This is a genomic window from Caulobacter sp. NIBR1757 (assembly GCF_027912495.1).
Taxonomy (GTDB): Bacteria; Pseudomonadota; Alphaproteobacteria; order Caulobacterales; family Caulobacteraceae; genus Caulobacter.
Map to the genome: position 1 here is coordinate 3,191,526 of NZ_CP115463.1, position 16,964 is coordinate 3,208,489.

General features: G+C 69.0%; 24 protein-coding genes. 4 read left to right on the plus strand and 20 right to left on the minus strand.

Features of this window, described 5'->3' with window-relative positions; all coding sequences use genetic code 11:
• The first annotated feature begins 98 nt into the window (after positions 1-98).
• A complete protein-coding gene (gene infC / locus O5I81_RS15540; RefSeq protein WP_271065769.1) occupies positions 99-587 on the plus strand; it encodes a translation initiation factor IF-3 in 489 nt (162 codons plus the stop codon).
• Between the two features lie 125 nt (positions 588-712).
• Positions 713-2,656, plus strand: coding sequence for a S9 family peptidase (locus tag O5I81_RS15545; RefSeq protein WP_271065770.1), 1,944 nt, complete (start codon positions 713-715; stop codon positions 2,654-2,656).
• On the opposite strand, the gene O5I81_RS15550 is transcribed toward O5I81_RS15545, so the two are convergent.
• From O5I81_RS15550 to O5I81_RS15610, 13 genes are all read right to left on the minus strand, one after another.
• On the minus strand, positions 2,653-3,360 hold the full coding sequence (locus O5I81_RS15550; RefSeq protein ID WP_271065771.1) for a sigma-70 family RNA polymerase sigma factor: 708 nt from the start codon (positions 3,358-3,360) through the stop codon (positions 2,653-2,655). The genes O5I81_RS15545 and O5I81_RS15550 overlap by 4 nt on opposite strands.
• 215 nt (positions 3,361-3,575) lie before the next feature.
• Positions 3,576-3,908 carry a hypothetical protein gene (locus tag O5I81_RS15555; RefSeq protein WP_271065772.1) on the minus strand — a complete coding sequence of 111 codons (333 nt, stop codon included), beginning with the start codon at positions 3,906-3,908 and terminating at the stop codon, positions 3,576-3,578.
• Entirely contained in the window at positions 3,905-4,243 is a 339-nt protein-coding gene (locus O5I81_RS15560; RefSeq protein ID WP_271065773.1) for a hypothetical protein, read from the minus strand. The genes O5I81_RS15555 and O5I81_RS15560 overlap by 4 nt, the downstream gene beginning before the upstream one ends.
• 3 nt (positions 4,244-4,246) lie before the next feature.
• Positions 4,247-4,570 carry a hypothetical protein gene (locus tag O5I81_RS15565; protein ID WP_271065774.1) on the minus strand — a complete coding sequence of 108 codons (324 nt, stop codon included), beginning with the start codon at positions 4,568-4,570 and terminating at the stop codon, positions 4,247-4,249.
• Positions 4,571-4,591: 21 nt separating this feature from the next.
• Complete coding sequence (locus tag O5I81_RS15570) at positions 4,592-4,972, minus strand: hypothetical protein (protein ID WP_271065775.1); 381 nt, start codon at positions 4,970-4,972, stop codon at positions 4,592-4,594.
• Between the two features lie 30 nt (positions 4,973-5,002).
• Positions 5,003-5,239 (minus strand): RebB family R body protein, encoded by a 237-nt coding sequence (locus O5I81_RS15575; RefSeq protein WP_271065776.1) that lies wholly within the window; start codon positions 5,237-5,239, stop codon positions 5,003-5,005.
• Positions 5,240-5,257: 18 nt separating this feature from the next.
• Entirely contained in the window at positions 5,258-5,581 is a 324-nt protein-coding gene (locus O5I81_RS15580) for a RebB family R body protein (protein WP_271065777.1), read from the minus strand.
• 20 nt (positions 5,582-5,601) lie between these two features.
• Positions 5,602-5,832, minus strand: coding sequence for a RebB family R body protein (locus O5I81_RS15585; protein WP_271065778.1), 231 nt, complete (start codon positions 5,830-5,832; stop codon positions 5,602-5,604).
• A gap of 10 nt (positions 5,833-5,842) precedes the next feature.
• The gene (locus O5I81_RS15590) at positions 5,843-6,142 is read right to left on the minus strand and encodes a hypothetical protein (protein WP_271065779.1); all 300 of its coding nucleotides are present in this window, start codon (positions 6,140-6,142) and stop codon (positions 5,843-5,845) included.
• Positions 6,135-6,668, minus strand: a complete 534-nt coding sequence (locus O5I81_RS15595) for a RebB family R body protein (RefSeq protein WP_271065780.1) — start codon at positions 6,666-6,668, stop codon at positions 6,135-6,137. Before O5I81_RS15595 ends, O5I81_RS15590 begins: the two co-directional genes overlap by 8 nt.
• Before the next feature lie 108 nt (positions 6,669-6,776).
• A complete protein-coding gene (locus O5I81_RS15600; protein ID WP_271065781.1) occupies positions 6,777-7,100 on the minus strand; it encodes a RebB family R body protein in 324 nt (107 codons plus the stop codon).
• A gap of 44 nt (positions 7,101-7,144) precedes the next feature.
• Entirely contained in the window at positions 7,145-7,483 is a 339-nt protein-coding gene (locus O5I81_RS15605) for a RebB family R body protein (RefSeq protein WP_271065782.1), read from the minus strand.
• Between the two features lie 43 nt (positions 7,484-7,526).
• Positions 7,527-7,865: a RebB family R body protein gene (locus tag O5I81_RS15610; protein WP_271065783.1), complete on the minus strand. Its 339-nt coding sequence runs from the start codon at positions 7,863-7,865 to the stop codon at positions 7,527-7,529.
• Positions 7,866-8,256: 391 nt separating this feature from the next.
• Between O5I81_RS15610 and O5I81_RS15615 the strand changes: the two genes are divergently transcribed.
• Both O5I81_RS15615 and O5I81_RS15620 read left to right on the plus strand, forming a co-directional pair.
• Positions 8,257-8,730, plus strand: a complete 474-nt coding sequence (locus tag O5I81_RS15615; RefSeq protein ID WP_271065784.1) for a hypothetical protein — start codon at positions 8,257-8,259, stop codon at positions 8,728-8,730.
• A 72-nt stretch (positions 8,731-8,802) separates the two neighbouring features.
• Positions 8,803-10,020, plus strand: a complete 1,218-nt coding sequence (locus O5I81_RS15620) for an MFS transporter (protein WP_271065785.1) — start codon at positions 8,803-8,805, stop codon at positions 10,018-10,020.
• A gap of 2 nt (positions 10,021-10,022) precedes the next feature.
• On the opposite strand, the gene O5I81_RS15625 is transcribed toward O5I81_RS15620, so the two are convergent.
• The 7 genes from O5I81_RS15625 to O5I81_RS15655 all read right to left on the minus strand — a co-directional run bounded on the left by O5I81_RS15625 (position 10,023) and on the right by O5I81_RS15655 (position 16,939).
• On the minus strand, positions 10,023-10,535 hold the full coding sequence (locus O5I81_RS15625) for a periplasmic heavy metal sensor (RefSeq protein ID WP_271065786.1): 513 nt from the start codon (positions 10,533-10,535) through the stop codon (positions 10,023-10,025).
• A complete protein-coding gene (locus O5I81_RS15630; RefSeq protein ID WP_271065787.1) occupies positions 10,532-10,954 on the minus strand; it encodes a hypothetical protein in 423 nt (140 codons plus the stop codon). Before O5I81_RS15630 ends, O5I81_RS15625 begins: the two co-directional genes overlap by 4 nt.
• A gap of 7 nt (positions 10,955-10,961) precedes the next feature.
• Positions 10,962-11,510 carry an RNA polymerase sigma factor gene (locus tag O5I81_RS15635; protein ID WP_271065788.1) on the minus strand — a complete coding sequence of 183 codons (549 nt, stop codon included), beginning with the start codon at positions 11,508-11,510 and terminating at the stop codon, positions 10,962-10,964.
• A gap of 50 nt (positions 11,511-11,560) precedes the next feature.
• Entirely contained in the window at positions 11,561-12,004 is a 444-nt protein-coding gene (locus tag O5I81_RS15640) for an EF-hand domain-containing protein (RefSeq protein WP_271065789.1), read from the minus strand.
• A gap of 353 nt (positions 12,005-12,357) precedes the next feature.
• Positions 12,358-15,243: a bifunctional [glutamine synthetase] adenylyltransferase/[glutamine synthetase]-adenylyl-L-tyrosine phosphorylase gene (locus O5I81_RS15645; protein ID WP_271065790.1), complete on the minus strand. Its 2,886-nt coding sequence runs from the start codon at positions 15,241-15,243 to the stop codon at positions 12,358-12,360.
• Positions 15,240-16,643, minus strand: a complete 1,404-nt coding sequence (locus O5I81_RS15650) for a HAMP domain-containing sensor histidine kinase (protein WP_271069044.1) — start codon at positions 16,641-16,643, stop codon at positions 15,240-15,242. Before O5I81_RS15650 ends, O5I81_RS15645 begins: the two co-directional genes overlap by 4 nt.
• Complete coding sequence (locus tag O5I81_RS15655; RefSeq protein WP_271065791.1) at positions 16,643-16,939, minus strand: type II toxin-antitoxin system RelE/ParE family toxin; 297 nt, start codon at positions 16,937-16,939, stop codon at positions 16,643-16,645. Before O5I81_RS15655 ends, O5I81_RS15650 begins: the two co-directional genes overlap by 1 nt.
• Positions 16,940-16,964 lie beyond the last annotated feature (25 nt).

Consider the following 16,964-nt stretch of genomic DNA (forward strand, 5'->3'; position numbering starts at 1 on the left):
GAACGCCTCAGGCGAGCCGCGCCTTTCGTCGTAACAGCCCGGAGCAGAAGCCTATTCGCCGCCCTAACAATACGCCGCCCGTGAAAGACGGGCCGCGCATGAATGAAGACATTCGCGTTCCCCGTGTTCTTCTGATCGATCAGAACGGCGAGAAGCAGGGTGAAATGCCCATCTCCGCCGCTCTCGAAGCGGCTGAAGAGGCCGGTCTCGACCTCGTCGAGATCGTCCCCAACGCCAATCCGCCGGTCTGCAAGATCCTGGACTATGGCAAGTTCAAGTTCCAGGAGCAGAAGAAGAAGAACGAGGCCCGCAAGCGGCAGAAGATCGTCGAGCTCAAGGAAATCAAGCTGCGGCCCAACATCGACATTCACGACTACGACGTGAAGGCCAAGTCGATGCACCGCTTCTTCGAGGAGGGCGACAAGGTCAAGGTGACCCTGCGCTTCCGCGGCCGTGAAATGGCGCACCCGGAACTGGGCATGAAGCTGCTCAACAAGGTCAAGGCCGACTTCGACGAGGTCGCCAAGGTCGAGCACGAGCCCAAGATGGAAGGCCGCCAGATGATCATGATCCTCGCCCCGCGCTAGGACCGATACATCGGCAAGACGTTCAACACCCCGGCTCGCGCCGGGGTGTTTTTCGTTGCGGACGGCATTTCCAGGGTTTGCTAGCATCGCCACTGGCCCATCAGTCGGGCCTGGGGGGCGTAGTCATGAAGTTGTTGTCGCGTGGCCTGACGATTGTCGTCCTGATGTTGGGCGCTCTGGCGTTCGCAAGCCCATCACTGGCCGCGCCTTTGTCGGCCTTTGGTCGCCTGCCCCTGATCGAGGACGCCCAGATCTCGCCCGACGCCAGCATGGTCGCCTACGCGGTGACCAACGGCGACGCCCGGCTGGTGCTGATCAAGGCCGTGGGCGACGGCAAGGTGATCGCCACCCTCAACGCTGGCGACCGCAAGGTGCGCGAGATCCAGTGGGCGACCTCCGGCTACCTGCTGATCTCCATCACCTCGACCACCTATGTCCCCGGCCTGGCGGGCCCGAAGCGCGAATACCTGCAGGTCCTGGCCTACGACATGACCACCCGGAAGACCCGCCTGTTGATGGAAAAGGCCCCGGACTCCATGAACGTCGTCATCGGCCCGCCGCAGGTGCGGATGATCGGCGGCGAGCCGCACGTCATCGTCGAGGGCGTTCACTGGGCCGGCGGCGAGCGGGGCCGCAACAGCCTGTTCGACATCAAGCTGGCGAACGGCTCCACCCGCGTCCACCAGCAGGGCCGCCCCTACACCTCCGACTGGGTCGTCGCCGCCGATGGCACGCCGATCGCCCAGACCGAATACAACTCGGTCACCGGTGAATGGGCCCTGCGCCTGCAGCGGAACAAGCGCTGGGAGGAGGTCGACAGCATGGTCGCCCCCATCAACCCTCCCTTCCTGGCGGGCCTGGGCCAGGACGGGAAGTCGCTGCTGCTGATCACCAGCGACGACGAGAGCGACCGGCTGGTCACCCGTGAATACCCGGCCGACGGCTCGGCCCCCAGGGAGATCATCCTGCCGCGCTATGACGGCCTGCTGCGCAACCCGACCACCCACGCCCTGATGGGGACCTGGGTGCTGGACGGCGACGTCCTGAACTACAGCTTCTTCGACAAGAAGGACCAGGCCGTCTGGCGCGGTATCGGCAAGGCCTATGGCGGGATGCAGGTCCACCTGGTCTCCTGGAGCGACGACCGCCGCAAGATCGTCGTCAAGGTCGAGGATCCCAAGGCCGGGCCCTTCTACGCCCTGGTCGACCTCGACACCGGCTCGGCCGGCGTGCTGGGCTCGGTCTATGGCGGCATCACCGCCGCCGACGTCGCCGAGGTGCGGGCCGTCAAATACAAGGCCGCCGACGGCCTGGAGATCACCGGCTACCTGACTCTGCCCAAGGGGCGCGCCGCCGAGAAGCTGCCGCTCATCGTCATGCCGCACGGCGGGCCGGCCGTGCGCGACCAGCCGGGCTTCGACTGGTGGGCGCAGGGGCTGGCCTCGCGCGGCTACGCCGTGCTGCAGCCCAATTTCCGCGGTTCGGACGGTTTCGGCCGCAAGTTCCTTGAGGCCGGCTACGGCGAATGGGGCAAGAAGATGCAGTCGGACCTGTCCGACGGCGTCCGCTTCCTGGCCGCCCAGGGGACCATCGATCCGGCCCGCGTCTGCATCGTCGGGGCCAGCTACGGCGGCTATGCGGCCCTGGCCGGAGCCACCCTCGACAAGGGCGTCTACCGCTGCGCCGTGGCGGTGTCGGGGGTCGCCGACCTCAAGCAGTTCCTGATCGACGAACTGAAGTCCGACAACGGCCGCGAGACGGCCACCCAGCGCTACTGGTCGCGCTTCATGGGGGTCGAGAACCGCCGCGACCGCGACCTGACCACCATCTCGCCGGTCGCCCATGTCGCCGGCGGCGACGTCCCCGTCCTGCTGATCCACGGCAAGGACGACACCGTCGTGCTCTACAACCAGAGCCAGCGGATGTACGACGCCCTTCGCGGCGCCGGCCGCCCGGTCGAGATGGTCACCCTCAAGGCCGAGGACCACTGGCTGTCCCGCAGCGACACCCGCCTGCAGACCCTGGAAGCCACCGTCGCCTTCGTCGAGAAGCACAACCCGGCCAACTAAAGCTTCAGCAGGGCGCGCAGCTTCTCCTTGGCCAGTTGGCGGCGCTTGCGCACCAGCTCACGGCTGATGTTCAGGTGGAGGGCGATGTCGTCGTCCGACCAGTCGTCCAGGTACAGCCGCAGGGGATCGACAAGGCTGTCCGGCAGCATGGCCAGGGCCTGACGCCAGGCGCCCTGCAGCTGGGCCTGCGACAGCGCCTCCTCTGGCGAAGGCTCGGCCTTGACCAGGCCCGGGGCGGCGGTCGGAGGCGTGTCGGCGACATCGCCCTCGATCGGGGCCTGGGTGGCCTTCTGGCGGTACTGATCCATGCAGGCGTTGTGGAGAATCCGCACCAGCCAGGCGCCGGGGTTCTGGACCGGCTGGCGCATGAAGGCCTGGGCGGCGCGCAGCATGGTGTTGCTGAGCGCGTCCTCGGCGTCGGCGCGATTGCCGCCGGACAGCCGCAGGCTGCGCAGCCGCAGGGCATCCTGATGCGCCAGCCAGATGGCCCAGAAACTGTCGAGCGTCGGCTGTCGGTCGAGCGCCCGGGCGATGACCCCGGCCGGGGTCAGGCGACCTCCGGCCAGGATCTCCACCGCCGAGGGGGCGCGGCGGCGGACCATCCGCGCCATGGGCGGCGCGGCGGTCTGCACGGGCGGGGCCGGGACGGGCGGCGGCGGGGCGTCGCTCTCCAGCTCCTCGCTGGGGACTGGAAAGAGCCGCACGACGTTCATTCGCCATCACCCCCGTCTGCCACCGGGGAGCGGGTCCCACGTATGGTCCACGTACGAGTCGACAGGCGACAGCGGGCAGCCGTGAGGTCACGCGCGCTCAGCGCGACCCCGGACAACTTCGCGATAAGATTGTATCGCCCTCGACACTTCCTTGACGGGAAAGTTAGGAATTTGTGAATGCCGCAGGTTGAAATAGTCCGCCGGGACTAGGTTTCGCTGGTCAAAACCCCAGCCGCCGCTTGGTCCGCGGCGGCTTTTTCAGCTTGGCTCTGCGTCATCATGGCGCGGACTGCCAGTTCAAGTTGTCTGGTTACTTCACGGGCGATGATCCGCTGAAGCAACTCAACGATCTCGGCGCTGACAGCGGCCGAGGGCCCGAGCGCGGCGCGCCGCATATGCTCGGGCATGGCCGCCAGGCGCTGGTCCTCGACGGCTTTTTTCAGGGCTTCGCGCTGTTCGGCGAAACCATCGACGATCTGCTCCTTCTGGGAGGAGACGGCGTCGTACAGATGGGTCGCCTGGGCGTTGGGGCCGCTCACGGCTCAGGCTCCGCGTTCCCGCCCGGTTTCGCCTTGGGCTCATGTCCGGGCATGCCGTCCTGCGGCGTGACGCCAAGCGCCCGGTTCAGTTGCGCCTGCAGCTGGGCGATCATGGCGGCGGTGGAGCGCTGCACCGGACTGTCCGGAGGCAGCTTGTCCTTCGTCGCCTCTTCCATCCGCTGGGCGGCGATGACGAACATCTCGCTGATCAGGGTCGCGGCGGCGGCCATCATGGCCGTGGACGCCGTGCCGATGGCCGCCTTCTCCTCCGCTACGACAGGATCCTCGGGGGGAGGAGGAGGCGGTGGCGGCGATGTCCGGGCAGACGCAGGCATGGCTCAGTCGTCGTCTTCTTCGACGATGGTGACGTCCGCGACCTTGTAGTCGCTGATGGTCTTGAGCATGTCGGTGGCGTCGTTGGCGATCGTCACACCCAGCGCACCCCACGGATTGTCCCGGCGCGAGGGGCTCTGCATGCTGGTTGCCAGGTTGCGGACGGCCACCACGGCCTTCCACAGCGCGCCGACCTGCTCGTGGTCGGTCAACCGCCGGTCGCGGTGACCGGTCAGTTCGTCGGTCTCCCAGCGCGTCTCGCACTCCACGGTCAGGGCCTCGTCGACGACGGCCTCGGCCTCGCCATAAATTCCACGGGAACGGGTCATCTGCGGTCTCCTTGATTGGGGTCAGGCACGCGGAAAAGTCTTCAGGGACAGGGTGACGGATTCAGCCGCCACGGCCGCGGCGATCGGCGCCGCGAAGGAACTGACCAGGCCCAGCGCATAGGCGACCAGGGCGCCCTCCGTCGGGGTTCCGGCCAGGATCATCGCCATCGCCTTGCCCTGCACGGCGGTGCTGATCGACAGCATGTTGCGCTGGTAGTCGGCGGCGTCCTGCACCGAGATGGCGGCCGCCTGGGCCGCCTTGTCATAGGAGATGGCGACGCCGGCCGAGATGCGGGTGTCGGCGACCGTGCTCTGGGTCCCCAGATCCGCGAAGCCGAGCGCGAACTCGGTGGAGGTGGTGACCGCATCGACGATCTGGGGATTGACGGCGTCATCGGCCATGGCGGCGGCCTCCTGGGCTCAAACGGGCGGTCATGGCTTCTGCACCGCGTTCATGATCATGGTGACGGCGCTGGAGGTGACGGCGTTGCCGATCTGCTGCAGCCCCCCTTGCGCCTGCTGGGCGTTCTGCATGGCCAGCGAGATGGAATGGGCCATGCTCTGGTAGACCAGGGCCATCGACTGGGCCGGGGCTTCGCCCAGCACCTTGACGTTGGTCTGGGTGACCGCATCGGTGACCTGGCCGTTGACGGGCGTGTCCAGTGCCATTGTTCAGTCCCCCTCGGTCTAGAGATTCAAGAGCTTGGCGGCGACCAGCAGCGTCAGCAGCTGGACGGCGGGGTCGGGTTTGGCGGGACGGCTGGCGACGGCGGCGACAGTCGCCGCGCCGGAGCCGTAGATCTGCATCACCCCCTGGTTCGTCGCGGCCTGGGCGCAGATCGAAGCCTGCATCTGGGCCTGGACCGTGTTCTGGAAGACGATCGACATCGAGTGGGCCGCACTCTGGTAGATCGAACCCATCGCAATGGCCGGAGCCGCCGCGAGGACGCCGACACCGGTCTGCGTCACCGCATCGGTGATCCTGCTGTTGACGAGGGTGGGGTAAGCCATCGGGTCCTTCCGTTTCCCGCCTATGGGACGGGGATGTTCATGATCTGGGTGATCAACCCGCCGACCGCGGCGTTGTTGATCTGCTGCATCCCGCCCTGGGTCTGGGCGGCGTTCTCGACTTCCAGGGCGGTGCCATGGGCGACCGCCTGGACCGACATGGACACCGCCTCGGCCGGGCCTTCGCCCAGCACCTTGACGTTGGTCTGGGTGACCGCGTCGGTGATCTGCGGATTGACTGTGCCGTCGGCCATGGCGCGCTCCTTACGTCACCACCGGCGCGCCGGGCGGCAGCGCATTGGCGCCGGCGACGTAGCCGGCGGTGGCGGCGGCCGCCACCGGCTGGTCCCGCCGCAGGCTGATCAGGCAGTCGGTCAGGGCCGACAGCTGCACCGTCGCCAGGGCGGCATGGGTCTGCTGGGCCGTTTTCAACCCCGCCCCGAACGCTTCCGCCGAATGCAGAAGGGTCAGGACGCCGGCGTTGCCGACCGAGGCGCCGCAGAGCAGCGACACCAGCCCGAGCACCTCGTCGTAGGTCTTCCGCGCCTGTCTCTTGCTAGCCATTGGGATGGTCCATTCGCGAGGCGACTGAGAATTCGGGCATCGGCACCAGGTCGTCCTGCTTGCCCAGCAGGACCTGGACGCAGTTCATGGTGGTCACCATGCCGACGATGTTGCCCATCTGCTGGTTGGCGACGGCGTTGTAGTACATCAGGCTGTTGGCCTGGTTGGCCGAGACCATGCTCTGCATGCCGGCGAAGCTGGGACCCGTGGCGATGGTCGCCAGCATGGTCTCGGCGACCGCGCCCGCCATGTTGGCGGTTTGCGGATCGCGGCACATCTCCATGGTCATCCGCATGTAGTCTTCGAAATTCTCGAAGCGGCCGAACGGCCCGCGGTCCCAACGGGTCTTGTCGCGATTTTTCCGACGTTTGCGGCGGCGTTTCTTGTCTCCGCCATCGGGATCCCGCGGCAGCGGGTCGCGATCGCGTTCGAAGGCGCTGGCCTCCAACCGGTCCTGGTCGGCGGCGGCCCGTTGAGATCTGTCCTTGCGGTCAATCCTGTCTCTTGGCTTGTCGTCGTCGGCCATGGCCGTTCTCCGGAAAAAGATGCGGTGGGCGCCAGCACCCGGCCGCGACTGCGCTTGGTCACTTGCGGCGTTCGGCGCCCGCTGGCGGCGCCGGACGCAGCCGTCGGACTACACCTGGGTGGCGCGCAAGGCGGACAGCAGGGACAGCAGGGTGTCGGGCGTATCGGACTGCCCGATCTTGCTGGCCGCCACGGCGCCGGCCATGGTGTCGACGCTGTAGATCTGGATGACCCCCTGGTTGGTCGCCGCCTGGCCGGCGATGGCCAGCTGCTGCTGCGAGGAGGCGGCGTTCTCGTAGAGAATGCCGGTGGAGTGGGCCAGAGACTGATAGATCGCGGCCATGGCCATCGCCGGGGCGTCGCCCAGGACCTTGACGTTGGCCTGGGTGACGGCATCGGTGATCATGCCGTTGACGGGGGTGGGAAGCGCCATTTTCTAGATCCTCATCAGGTTGGTGTTGGCCGCGTTCGCTGGTCTCAACCGACGGCCGTGGCGGGGCCGACGGCGCGCAGGGCGCTCAGCAGGGCCAGCATGTTGTCGGGCGTATCCGACTGGGCGATCTTCGAGGTCGCCACGGCGCCAGCCATGGTGTCGACGCTGTAGATCTGGATGACGCCCTGGTTGGTCGCCGCCTGGGCGGCGATGGCCAGCTGCTGCTGCGAGGAGGCGGCGTTCTCGTAGAGAATACCGGTGGAATGGGCGAGCGACTGGTAGATCGCGCCCATGGCCATGGCCGGGGCGTCGCCCAGGACCTTGACGTTGGCCTGGGTGACGGCGTCAGTGATCATGCCGTTGACGGGAGTGGGAAGCGCCATGTTCTAGATCCTCATCGGGTTGAAGGGCGGTCGCGGATCAGCCTCAGCCGATCGCGGTGGCGGGGCCGACGGCGCGCAGGGCGGACAGCAGGGCCAGCATGTTGTCGGGCACATCCGACTGGGCGATCTTCGAGGTCGCCACGGCGCCGGCCATGGTGTCGACGCTGTAGATCTGGATGACGCCCTGGTTGGTCGCCGCTTGGGCGGCGATGGCCAGCTGCTGCTGCGACGAGGTGGCGTTCTCGTAGAGAATGCCCGTCGAATGGGCGAGCGACTGGTAGATCGCGCCCATGGCCATGGCCGGGGCGTCGCCGAGCACCTTGACGTTGGCCTGGGTGACGGCGTCGGTGATCTGACCGTTGACCGGGGTCGGGATAGCCATTGAATTCTCCTTCGCGTGGCCGCTGGGGCCCATTGGGGATCGAGGCCGGTTGCTGTGGGGATCGCTGGCCCCGATCAAGGCGACCCCACAACCTCGACGGGCGACGTTCATAATTGTGAACGCCCGTTAGTTGTTTTTTTGCGCGGGGCCGCCGCGCCTTCACAACCGGCCTGCTCTGCCGTCACCCCTCTGTCCGGCCGGATGTCACCCCGACGCCTCGCCGCGACGGAGGACCAGCTGCATGTCGCGGTTCAGCAGGTACGTCGCCCTTGTCCTCACGGTGCGGGCGGCGCGCGGCCTATCCGGAAATCAGGGTCCTTCCCCTCGCCACGGCCCCGGCTGTCCGGTCGCTCCGGACGGCGGGCCACCCTCCTCAGAAGGAACCAAAACCATGATCATGACCGACGGCGAATTTCTGGACTTCGTGTACAAATGGGCCTCCGGCAACCTGGTGAACCTCGGCCGGGTCTGGCCGCTGGAAGGCGGCTGGGAAGCCTGGGCCCAGGCCGAGATCGCGGCCTATATCAACGGCGTCGATCCCACCTATTCGGTCGAGCGCGAGGCCCTGGCCTACGGCGACGGGCGCCGCGCCGACCTGCTGCTGAACAAGGGCGCCAGCCTGCAGTCGCAGGACTGGATCGTCGTCGAACTGAAGTGCCAGTCGATCCCCAGCGCCCGGACCTTCGTCTCGGGCCTGAACAACGACTACTACAAGCTGCAGGAGGTCTCGCCGACCTATACGAAATCCCAGAAGCTGACGCTCGGCATCTTCATCGATGGCGGCACCGAGCAGACGCTCAACCAGCAGGGTTACAAGACCAGGTCCGTCAACGATGAGGTCGGCCTGGCCTGGTACCGCGTCTAGTCCGGCCGGCGCCGACGTGAGCCAGGCCGCCGCGTTGCCCCGCGGCCCGGTCGGGCGTAGAGCCGATGGCTCATGTCGGACGCCGCCCCCCCGCCCCAAAAGACGACCCAGGACAACCGGGCCCTGATCATCCTGCTGTCGGTGGTGTTCATCAACATCGCCGGCTTCGGGGTGGTCATCCCGCTGCTGCCCTTCTACGCCTCCAGCTTCGGGGCCCCGGCCTGGCAGGTGATCATCCTGTTTTCGGCCTACAGCCTCGGCAACTTCTTCGCTGAGCCGCTGTGGGGAAAGCTGTCGGACCGGATCGGCCGACGGCCGGTGCTGATGCTGACCATCTTCGGAAACGCCCTGACCTATGTGCTGCTGGCCTTCGCCCCCGACCTGTGGATCGCCATGCTGATCCGCTTTGGCGGCGGCATCCTGACCGGCAACATCTCCACCATCCAGGGCTATCTGGCCGATGTCACCCCGCCGGAGAAGCGGGCCGGCCGCATGGGCTTCATAGCCGCCGCCTTCAGCCTGGGCTTCGTCACCGGCCCGGTGCTGGGCGGGCTGCTGGCCCATCCGGACCAGGGCACGGCCGGCTTTCGGCTGCCGCTGCTGATCGCGGCGGGCCTGGCCCTGACGGCCGGAATCGGCGTCACCCTGTTCGTGCGGGAGACCCGTCACGTTCACAAGGACGCCCCGCGCCGCGCCCGCTTCGAAGGCCTGACCGACGCCCTCGCCCATCCGGTCATCCGCCGGGTGCTGGTCGTCAGCCTGATCGCCATGGCCGGATTCGCCGGCATGGAGGCCACCTTCGGCCTGTGGGCCAAGCACCAGTTCAGCTGGGGCCCGCGCGAGATCAGCTTCTGCTTCCTGGCCATCGGCGTCACCGCCGCCCTTGCCCAGAGCCTGCTGACCGGCTGGATGGCCCGCCGCATCGGCGAGGCGGCGACCCTGATGTGCGGCCTGTGCCTGATCGCGCTCGGCTTCGGCTTCCAGCCGCTGGTCGGCCAGAACTGGATGATCGCCGTGCTCGGCATGATCGTCGTGGCGCTCGGGCAGTCGCTGGCCTTTCCCAACATCGTGGCCATCATCTCCAAGTCGGCGCCGCACGACCGTCAGGGCGAGATGCTGGGCCTCAACACCGCCGCCGGGGCCCTGGCGCGCATCTTCGGCCCCTTGGTCGCCGCTCCGCTGTTCACCGGCATCGGCCCGAGCGCGCCGTTCGCGGTGGCGGCGGGACTGTGTCTGCCGGCCCTGTTCATGGCCTGGCGGGTGTCGAAGGCCGTGCGGCGGAGCGCCTGACCCTACTTCTCCGGCGGCGGGATCGGCGCCCGTTCACCCCGCGCCGGCGGCTCACGCAACTGGCCGGCCATGGCCCGGCGCAGGCCCTGGGCCAGCAGCTCGCGCTCGTCGGGCGTCAGGGTGGCGGCGAAGGCGAGGATCTTCGCCTCGACCTGGCTGCGGGCCTGGCCGTCGAGCTGGCGGGCCCGGTTCATCTTCTCGAGCACGGCCGCGGCGTTATAGTCGGGCGCTTCCATCGAGGCGATGGCCTCGCGGCGGATGGCCCGCGACTGGCGGATGGCGTCACGGGTTTCCAACCCGGCCTGGCGGAACATCTGGCGGAAGGCCCGGCGCTTGGGGAAGGGCAGCTCATCGGCGGCCCGCCACAGGGGCGTGCGGTTCTGACCCGCCGCCGCCACAGGCCGGGCCTCGGCGACGCGCCGCGCCACCACCACCCCGCCGACGATCAGTCCGGCCAGGAACAGGTTGATGGCCACCGAGACGACCAGGGCGACAATCAGGCCACGCGGCTTCATGACTGGCTCTCCGTATCGGGCAGCACGATCCAGTCGTCATCGCTGGACGCCGAGATCACGGCCTCGTCGGAGGCTTCGGCCGGCGCCGTACCGACCTGAGTGCCGATCATCACCCCGGCCGCACTGGCCGCCGCCAGGGCCGCTCCGACCCCCGCGCCGGTCAGCCAGCGGCGCAGGCTCCAGCCCGCTTTTCCCCGAGGCGCGGCGGCGAGGATGCGATCCCGCAAGGCCATCGAGGGCTGCGGCGGCCGCAGGACGTCGAGCGCCTCGTCCAGCGCCAGGGCGTCCGTCAACACGGCCTGCGCCGCCTCCGGCGCCTGCGCCAGCCAGGCGTAGGCGGCGTCCTGCACCTCGGCCGGCCAGCGGGCGATCACGCCGCCATGGGCGTCGGCGAGGGCCTCGAAGCGTTGCGCGTCCATCATCATCTCATTCTCTCAGGTCGGCGAGGGCGGCGCGCAAGGCCCGGCGCCCCCGGGACAGCAGACTTTCCAGGGCCTCGACGCTGATCCCCATCAGCGAGGCGGCCTCGATATTCCCCAGGTCCTGGTAGTGGCAGAGCACCACCGCTTCCCGCTGCCGGTCCGGCAGGGCTGCCAGGGCGGCGGAGACCCGCAGTCCCGTGTCGGCGGCCAGCAGGCCCCGATCGGGGGCCGGACCGGTGTCGACCTGCTCGGGAGGCTCGGCCATCAGGTGCTCGCGCCGGCGGCGCAGGCGGTCGTAGCAGAGGTTCAGCGCCACCCGGTGCAGCCAGGTGTCGAACTTCGCCGCCCCCGGCGTCCAGCCTGCCGCCTGTTTCCAGGCCCGCAGGAAGACCTCCTGGGCCACATCCTCGGCCTCGGCGGCGTCGTTCAGCATCCGCTGGGCCAGCTGCAGCATGCGCGGCAACTTGCGGGCGACAAGGGACTGGACCGCGGCCTGATCGCCGCGGCCGATGCGCGCTACAAGCGCCTCGTCCGGATCGCCCTTGAGGGTCAAATGGGACTCCCGTCGGCGACCGGACGCCGGCCGCCTCGGGGACTATAGCGTTAGCGGCCGCCACCCATCATGCCTTGTCCGGCCGATTGACGTTCGGCGGCGCTCAGCACGCCATCGCCGTCGGCGTCCATGCGGCCGAAACGGCGCTCGGCCATCTTGCCCAGCTCGGCCTTGTCCAGCGATCCGTCGCCATTGCTGTCCAGCATGCCGAACATCCGGCTGCCATCGCCGCCCTTGCCTTTCATTTCCTTGCCCTTGCCCTCGGCGCGGGCCTTGCGGGCGGCCATGCCGGTCTGGAACTCGGCCTTGGAGACCTTGCCGTCGCCGTTGGTGTCCATGCGCAGCATCTGGGCGGTGCGGCTGGTCTTGAATTCGGCCAGGCTGACCTTGCCGTCGCCGTTGGCGTCGGGGCGGGCCTTGCCGGGCGCGGGCTGGGCGCAGGCGGCCCCGGCGGTCAGGGCGAGCAGCGCGCCGGCGATCAGGTAGGCTTTCATCAACGGGTATCTCCTTGTGTACGGCCCCGCAGCTTCAACGGCGGGGACAAGGGGTTCCGTCGCCGGAGCGATTATCGAAGCGGCGCCCATTATACCCGACCCACAAAAAAGGCGCTGCCCTTCGAAACCGGGCGAAAGTCGGCGAAACGCCAAGGCCCGTAGGCTTTTGCGTGGGCGGAGGGGGCGAGGATGTGGGCTGGAGCGTAGGCCGGGACGTAGGTTGGTGCGCGGGGTTTGTGGGTCGAAAACGCGTCCTGGCGACCTACGGGCCTGGACAGGCGCCCGGCGAGGCGCCGAAAAGTCGATGAATATGTCTAGACATATTGGTCAAGCCTTTGACAAGACAGTCTTTTTCAGCGAACCAACTGGTCATAGGCGGCTCTTGCCGCGAGGCGTCCCTTGGCCAGGGCGGCCTTCAAGGCCTTGAAGTCCTTCACCCCGCCGGCCCGAGCCAGCAGGGCCTTGAGGGCCTTGGGCTCGCCGTCGGGATCGGCCGCGTCGTCGAGCGCCACCTTGAGCAGCTGGCTGAGATCCTGCTGCATCCGCCAGGCCCCCTCCAGCACCCGCACGGCCTCGGGATCGGCCATCCTGGCCTCGGCCAGGGCGGTCAGGGCGTCGCCGGTGTTCTGGCGCAGCGGCCCGCCGTCGGCGGCGCAGGCCAGCTGCAGGAACTGGGCGGCGAACTCGATATCGACCAGGCCGCCCGGCGACAGCTTGAGGTCCCACGGACCGGACGGCGGCCGCTCGTCCTCCATCAGCTGGCGCATCTCGCGAACGTCGGCGGCGGTCCTGGCCCGGTCGCGGGACCGGCGCAGGGCCGCGTCGATAGCCGCCTGGCAGGCGGCGGCGAAGGCCGGGCTGCTGGCCCAGGCGACGCGGGCGCGGGTCAGGGCCAGCATTTCCCAGGTCTCGGCCTCGCGGTCGTAGTAGGCTTCGAAGGCCTTCATGCTGACCGCCACGGGGCCCTTGCTGCCGGTCGGGCGCAGCTGCATGTCGACCTCGTAGAGGCCGCCCTCGCCGGTCGGCGCCGACAGGGCCGCGATCAGCCGCTGAGTGAAGCGGCCGTAGAAGGTCTCCGCCCCCCAGCCGCGTCCCTCAGACATCGCGGCCGGATCGGACGAGCGGTAGAGGGTCATCAGGTCGAGGTCGGAGCGGGCGGTCATCTCGCGCCCGCCGCATTTGCCGAGCGCGATGACCGCCACCTCGCCGGCGAAGGCGCCGCCCTGCCGAACGGTTTCGGCCAGGGCCGCCGGGGCCAGGCCGGCGATGCAGAGGTCGGCGAGGTCGGCGAAGGCGCCGCCGGCGTCGGCCGCGCTGGCCGTGCCGCCGATCACCTGCACCCCGATGCGGAAGGCCTGTTCGCGGTGCACGCGCCGGGCCGCGTCCATGGCCGCCTCGAAGCCATCGGCAGCCGCCAGGGCCTGGTCGAAGGCCGCCGCCCCCTGCCCTGTCTCGAACGGGGCGAAGAAGGCCGGGTCGAGCAGGGCGTCCAGCGCCGCCGGCCGCCGGGCCAGGGTGCGGGCCAGCTCCGGCGCGAAGGCCATGACCTGAACCACCAGCTCGAACAGTTTCGGCTGGGCCAGGAACAGCGACTGCACCTGCACCCCCGACCCCAGCCGTTCGAAGAAATCCCCGAAGCGGCGGAAGGCGGCGTTGGGTGCGCCGGTGGCGTGGGCGGCGTCGAGCAGGCGGGGGGCCAGCCGGGTGAACAGCTCCCGGCCCCGCTCGGTGCGGGTGGCGTTGATGCGGCCGTGGTGCCAGCCGCGAATGGCGCCGGACACTGCGGGCGGGTCGTCGAAGCCCATGCGCTTGAGGGTGGCCAGGGTCTCCGGGTCGTCCTCGACGCCGGTGAAGATCAGGCTGCCGAAGCGGGAGCTCAGCTCCTCCTCGCCCTTGAACAGCTCGCCATAGGTGGCGTTGACGCCCTTGAGGATTTTGCCGACCGCAGCGTCGAAGCGCTTCAGATTGGAGTGCCCCCACAGGGCCGCCACCCGCTTGCGGTCGGCGTCGGCCTCCGGCAGCCGGTGGGTCTGGTCGTCGGCCAGCATCTGCACGCGGTGCTCGAGGGCCCGCAGCTGGACATAGGCCTCGCGCATCAGCCGGGCGGCGTCCGGGGTGACATGGCCGGACTGTTCGAGGGCGGCGAGGGAGTCCAGGGTCCGCGGCGAGCGCAGCGCCGCCTGGCGTCCGCCGAGGATCAGCTGCTGGGTCTGGACGTAGAACTCCACCTCGCGGATGCCGCCCCGCCCCAGCTTGAGGTCGGCCCCGGCCGCCGTCACCCGGTCATCGACCTTGTGGGCGTGGATCTGGCGCTTGATCGAATGGATGTCGGCGATGGCCGCGAAGTCGAGGTTGCGCCGCCAGATGAAGGGCGACAGCTCGCCGAGGAAATCCCGGCCGGCCAGTCTGTCGCCGGCCGCGACCCGGGCCTTGATGAAGGCCGCCCGCTCCCAGTTCTGGCCGACGCTCTCATAGTAGGCGAAGGCGGCCGGCACCGGCATGGCCGGCGGCGTCGAGGAGGGATCGGGACGAAGCCGCAGATCGACCCGGAAGACATAGCCGTCGGCGGTGCGGTCCTGCAGCATGCGGGCGACGCCGTGGGTCAGGCGCACGGCCACATCCTGCGGCTCGGCCCCCTCGGCCACCGGCATCAGGTCCGGCTCGTAGAAGACCGAGATGTCGATGTCGCTGCTGTAGTTGAGCTCGAACGCCCCATGCTTGCCCATGGCCAGGCAGAAGAGGCCGGGGACGGGACCGCGCGCCGTATCGGCCGGCGCGGTGAGCCGGCCGCGATCGATCTCGGCCCGCGCCGCCTGCACCAGCGCCGCCTCCAGGGCCGCGTCGGCGAACCGCGAGAGGGCGCCGGTGACCTGGTCGAGGTCCCAGACGCCGCCCAGGTCGCTGAGCGCGCAGAGTAGATGCAGGTCGGCCTTCAGCTGCCGCAGACGCTTGGCGGCCGTAGCGTTTTCCGGCTCGTCGGCCTGGGCTCGGGCCGCGTCCAGCAGGGCTTCGAGCCGTTCGTCAGGATCGCTGTCGAGGGTCGCCGCCAGCGAGGCCGGCCGTCGCCGCATCAGGCTCGACAGATAGGGGGAGGCCCCGAGAACCGGGGCCAGGGCATCCCAAACGGCGTCCAGGGCGCCCGCGCCCAGCTCGTTCTCGACAATTTCCCGGGTCCGCTCGGCGTGCTTCTTGTCGAGCACCGGTCCGCAGGGGACCAGCCTCGGGCCCAAGCCGGTCATTCGGGCCTCGGCAGCACCAACGCCACCCGCAGCCCGGGGCCAGAGCCATCGACAGCGCCGGGCCCTTCCGACAGCTCCAGCCGCCCGCCGTGCGCCTCGGCGACCGCGGCGACCAGCGACAGGCCAAGGCCGGAGCCGGGCTCGGTGCGGCTGTTCTCCAGGCGCACGAAGCGCTGCACGACGCGGGCGCGGTCTTCCTCCGGTACGCCGGGGCCGGTGTCGGTGACCGAGAACTCGACCTCGCCGGACGACCGCCGGCGGACCCGCAGCATCACCGCCCCGCCCTCGGGCGTATATTTGATGGCGTTGTCGAGCAGGTTGGCGATGGCTTGGGTGAGGATTTCCTTGGCCCCGTTGACGGTCAGGCGGGGGGTCAGCTCGGCCTTGAAGTCGAGGCCCTTGTCCTCGCAGACCGCCTCGTAGAGTTCGGCGATGTTGGAGGCCAGTTCGCCCGGATCGAAGGGCTTGGGATCGGGCACCCGGCCGGCCGCCTGCAGCCGGGCGATGGCCAGCACGGCGTTGAAGGTGCTGAGCACATTGTCGGCGTCGATCAGGGCCTGTTCCATCGCCTGCAGGGGATCGCCCTTGCCGTTCTCGATCTCGATCAGACTGGCTTCCAGCCGGGCGCGCAGGCGGGTCAGGGGCGAGCGCAGGTCGTGGGCGATGGCGTCGCCGGCGTGGCGCAGGCCGCCCATCGACTGCTCCAGCCGATCAAGCATGTCGTTCAGCCCCTCAGCCAGTTCGTCATACTCGTCGCGCACGCCGCGCACCCGCACCCGGGCTCGCAGATCGCCGCCACGCACCGCCGCCACTGCCTCGGTCAGGCCCTGCATGTGGCGGGCGACGTTGCGGCTGACCAGGATGCCGCCGGCCATGCCCAGAATGATGATCAGCGCGCCGGCGCCCCACAGCGCCCGGGCAATGCCGACGACGAAGGCCTCGCTCTCGCTGACGTCGGCCCCGACGAAGAGGATCTCGCCGCCCTCCAGCCGTTCCTGCATGCCCCGCGCCGGCTTGCGGATTTCGCCGCCGTCCATGTCGGTGTCGGTGAGGGTGAACCGGGCCCAGTTCTCGCCGTCGTCGGTCTCGTCGATCGGCGAGACAGGGATGGTGCCGCTGATCTTCTTCCCGTCCTTGTCCATCAGCAGATAGAGGAAGGGCTTCTCGCTGGCCGAGCGTTCGATGATGGCGGTGTTCAGGCCGGCGACCCCGCCCTGACGATAGGTGGCCTCCAGCGAGTTCATCTCGCGGGTGATCTCGTTGTCGGCCCGCCGGCTGACCTCGCCGGCCGTGGCCACATAGATGTAGCCGAGGAACGCCGCCGCGGCCCCGGCGAACAGGGCCAGGAACAGCAAGGTCAGCCGGAAGGTGGTGGTGCGGACGAAGCGGGGGAGTTTCATCATTGGTCGGTCTTCCCCAGCACCGTCGGCAGATCGCGGCGGCCATCCACAACCCGCAGGATCCGGACTCCCGATCGGCCGACCAGGGCTTCATACAGGATGATCCAGGGCGGCTCCGACGCACCGAGCAGGCCGCCGGCCATATCCCGACGCCGGCCGATACCAGGAAACTCGGCGATCATCTGAAATTTCGCCTCCAAGCGCCGGATCACCTTGATCGCGCGCGCCTCACTGGCCTCGCGCGCGATCCACAGGAATATCTCGTCGAGATCGCGACCGGCTTCGGGCGACCGCACATGGATAGCCCCCACCGCAGACCTC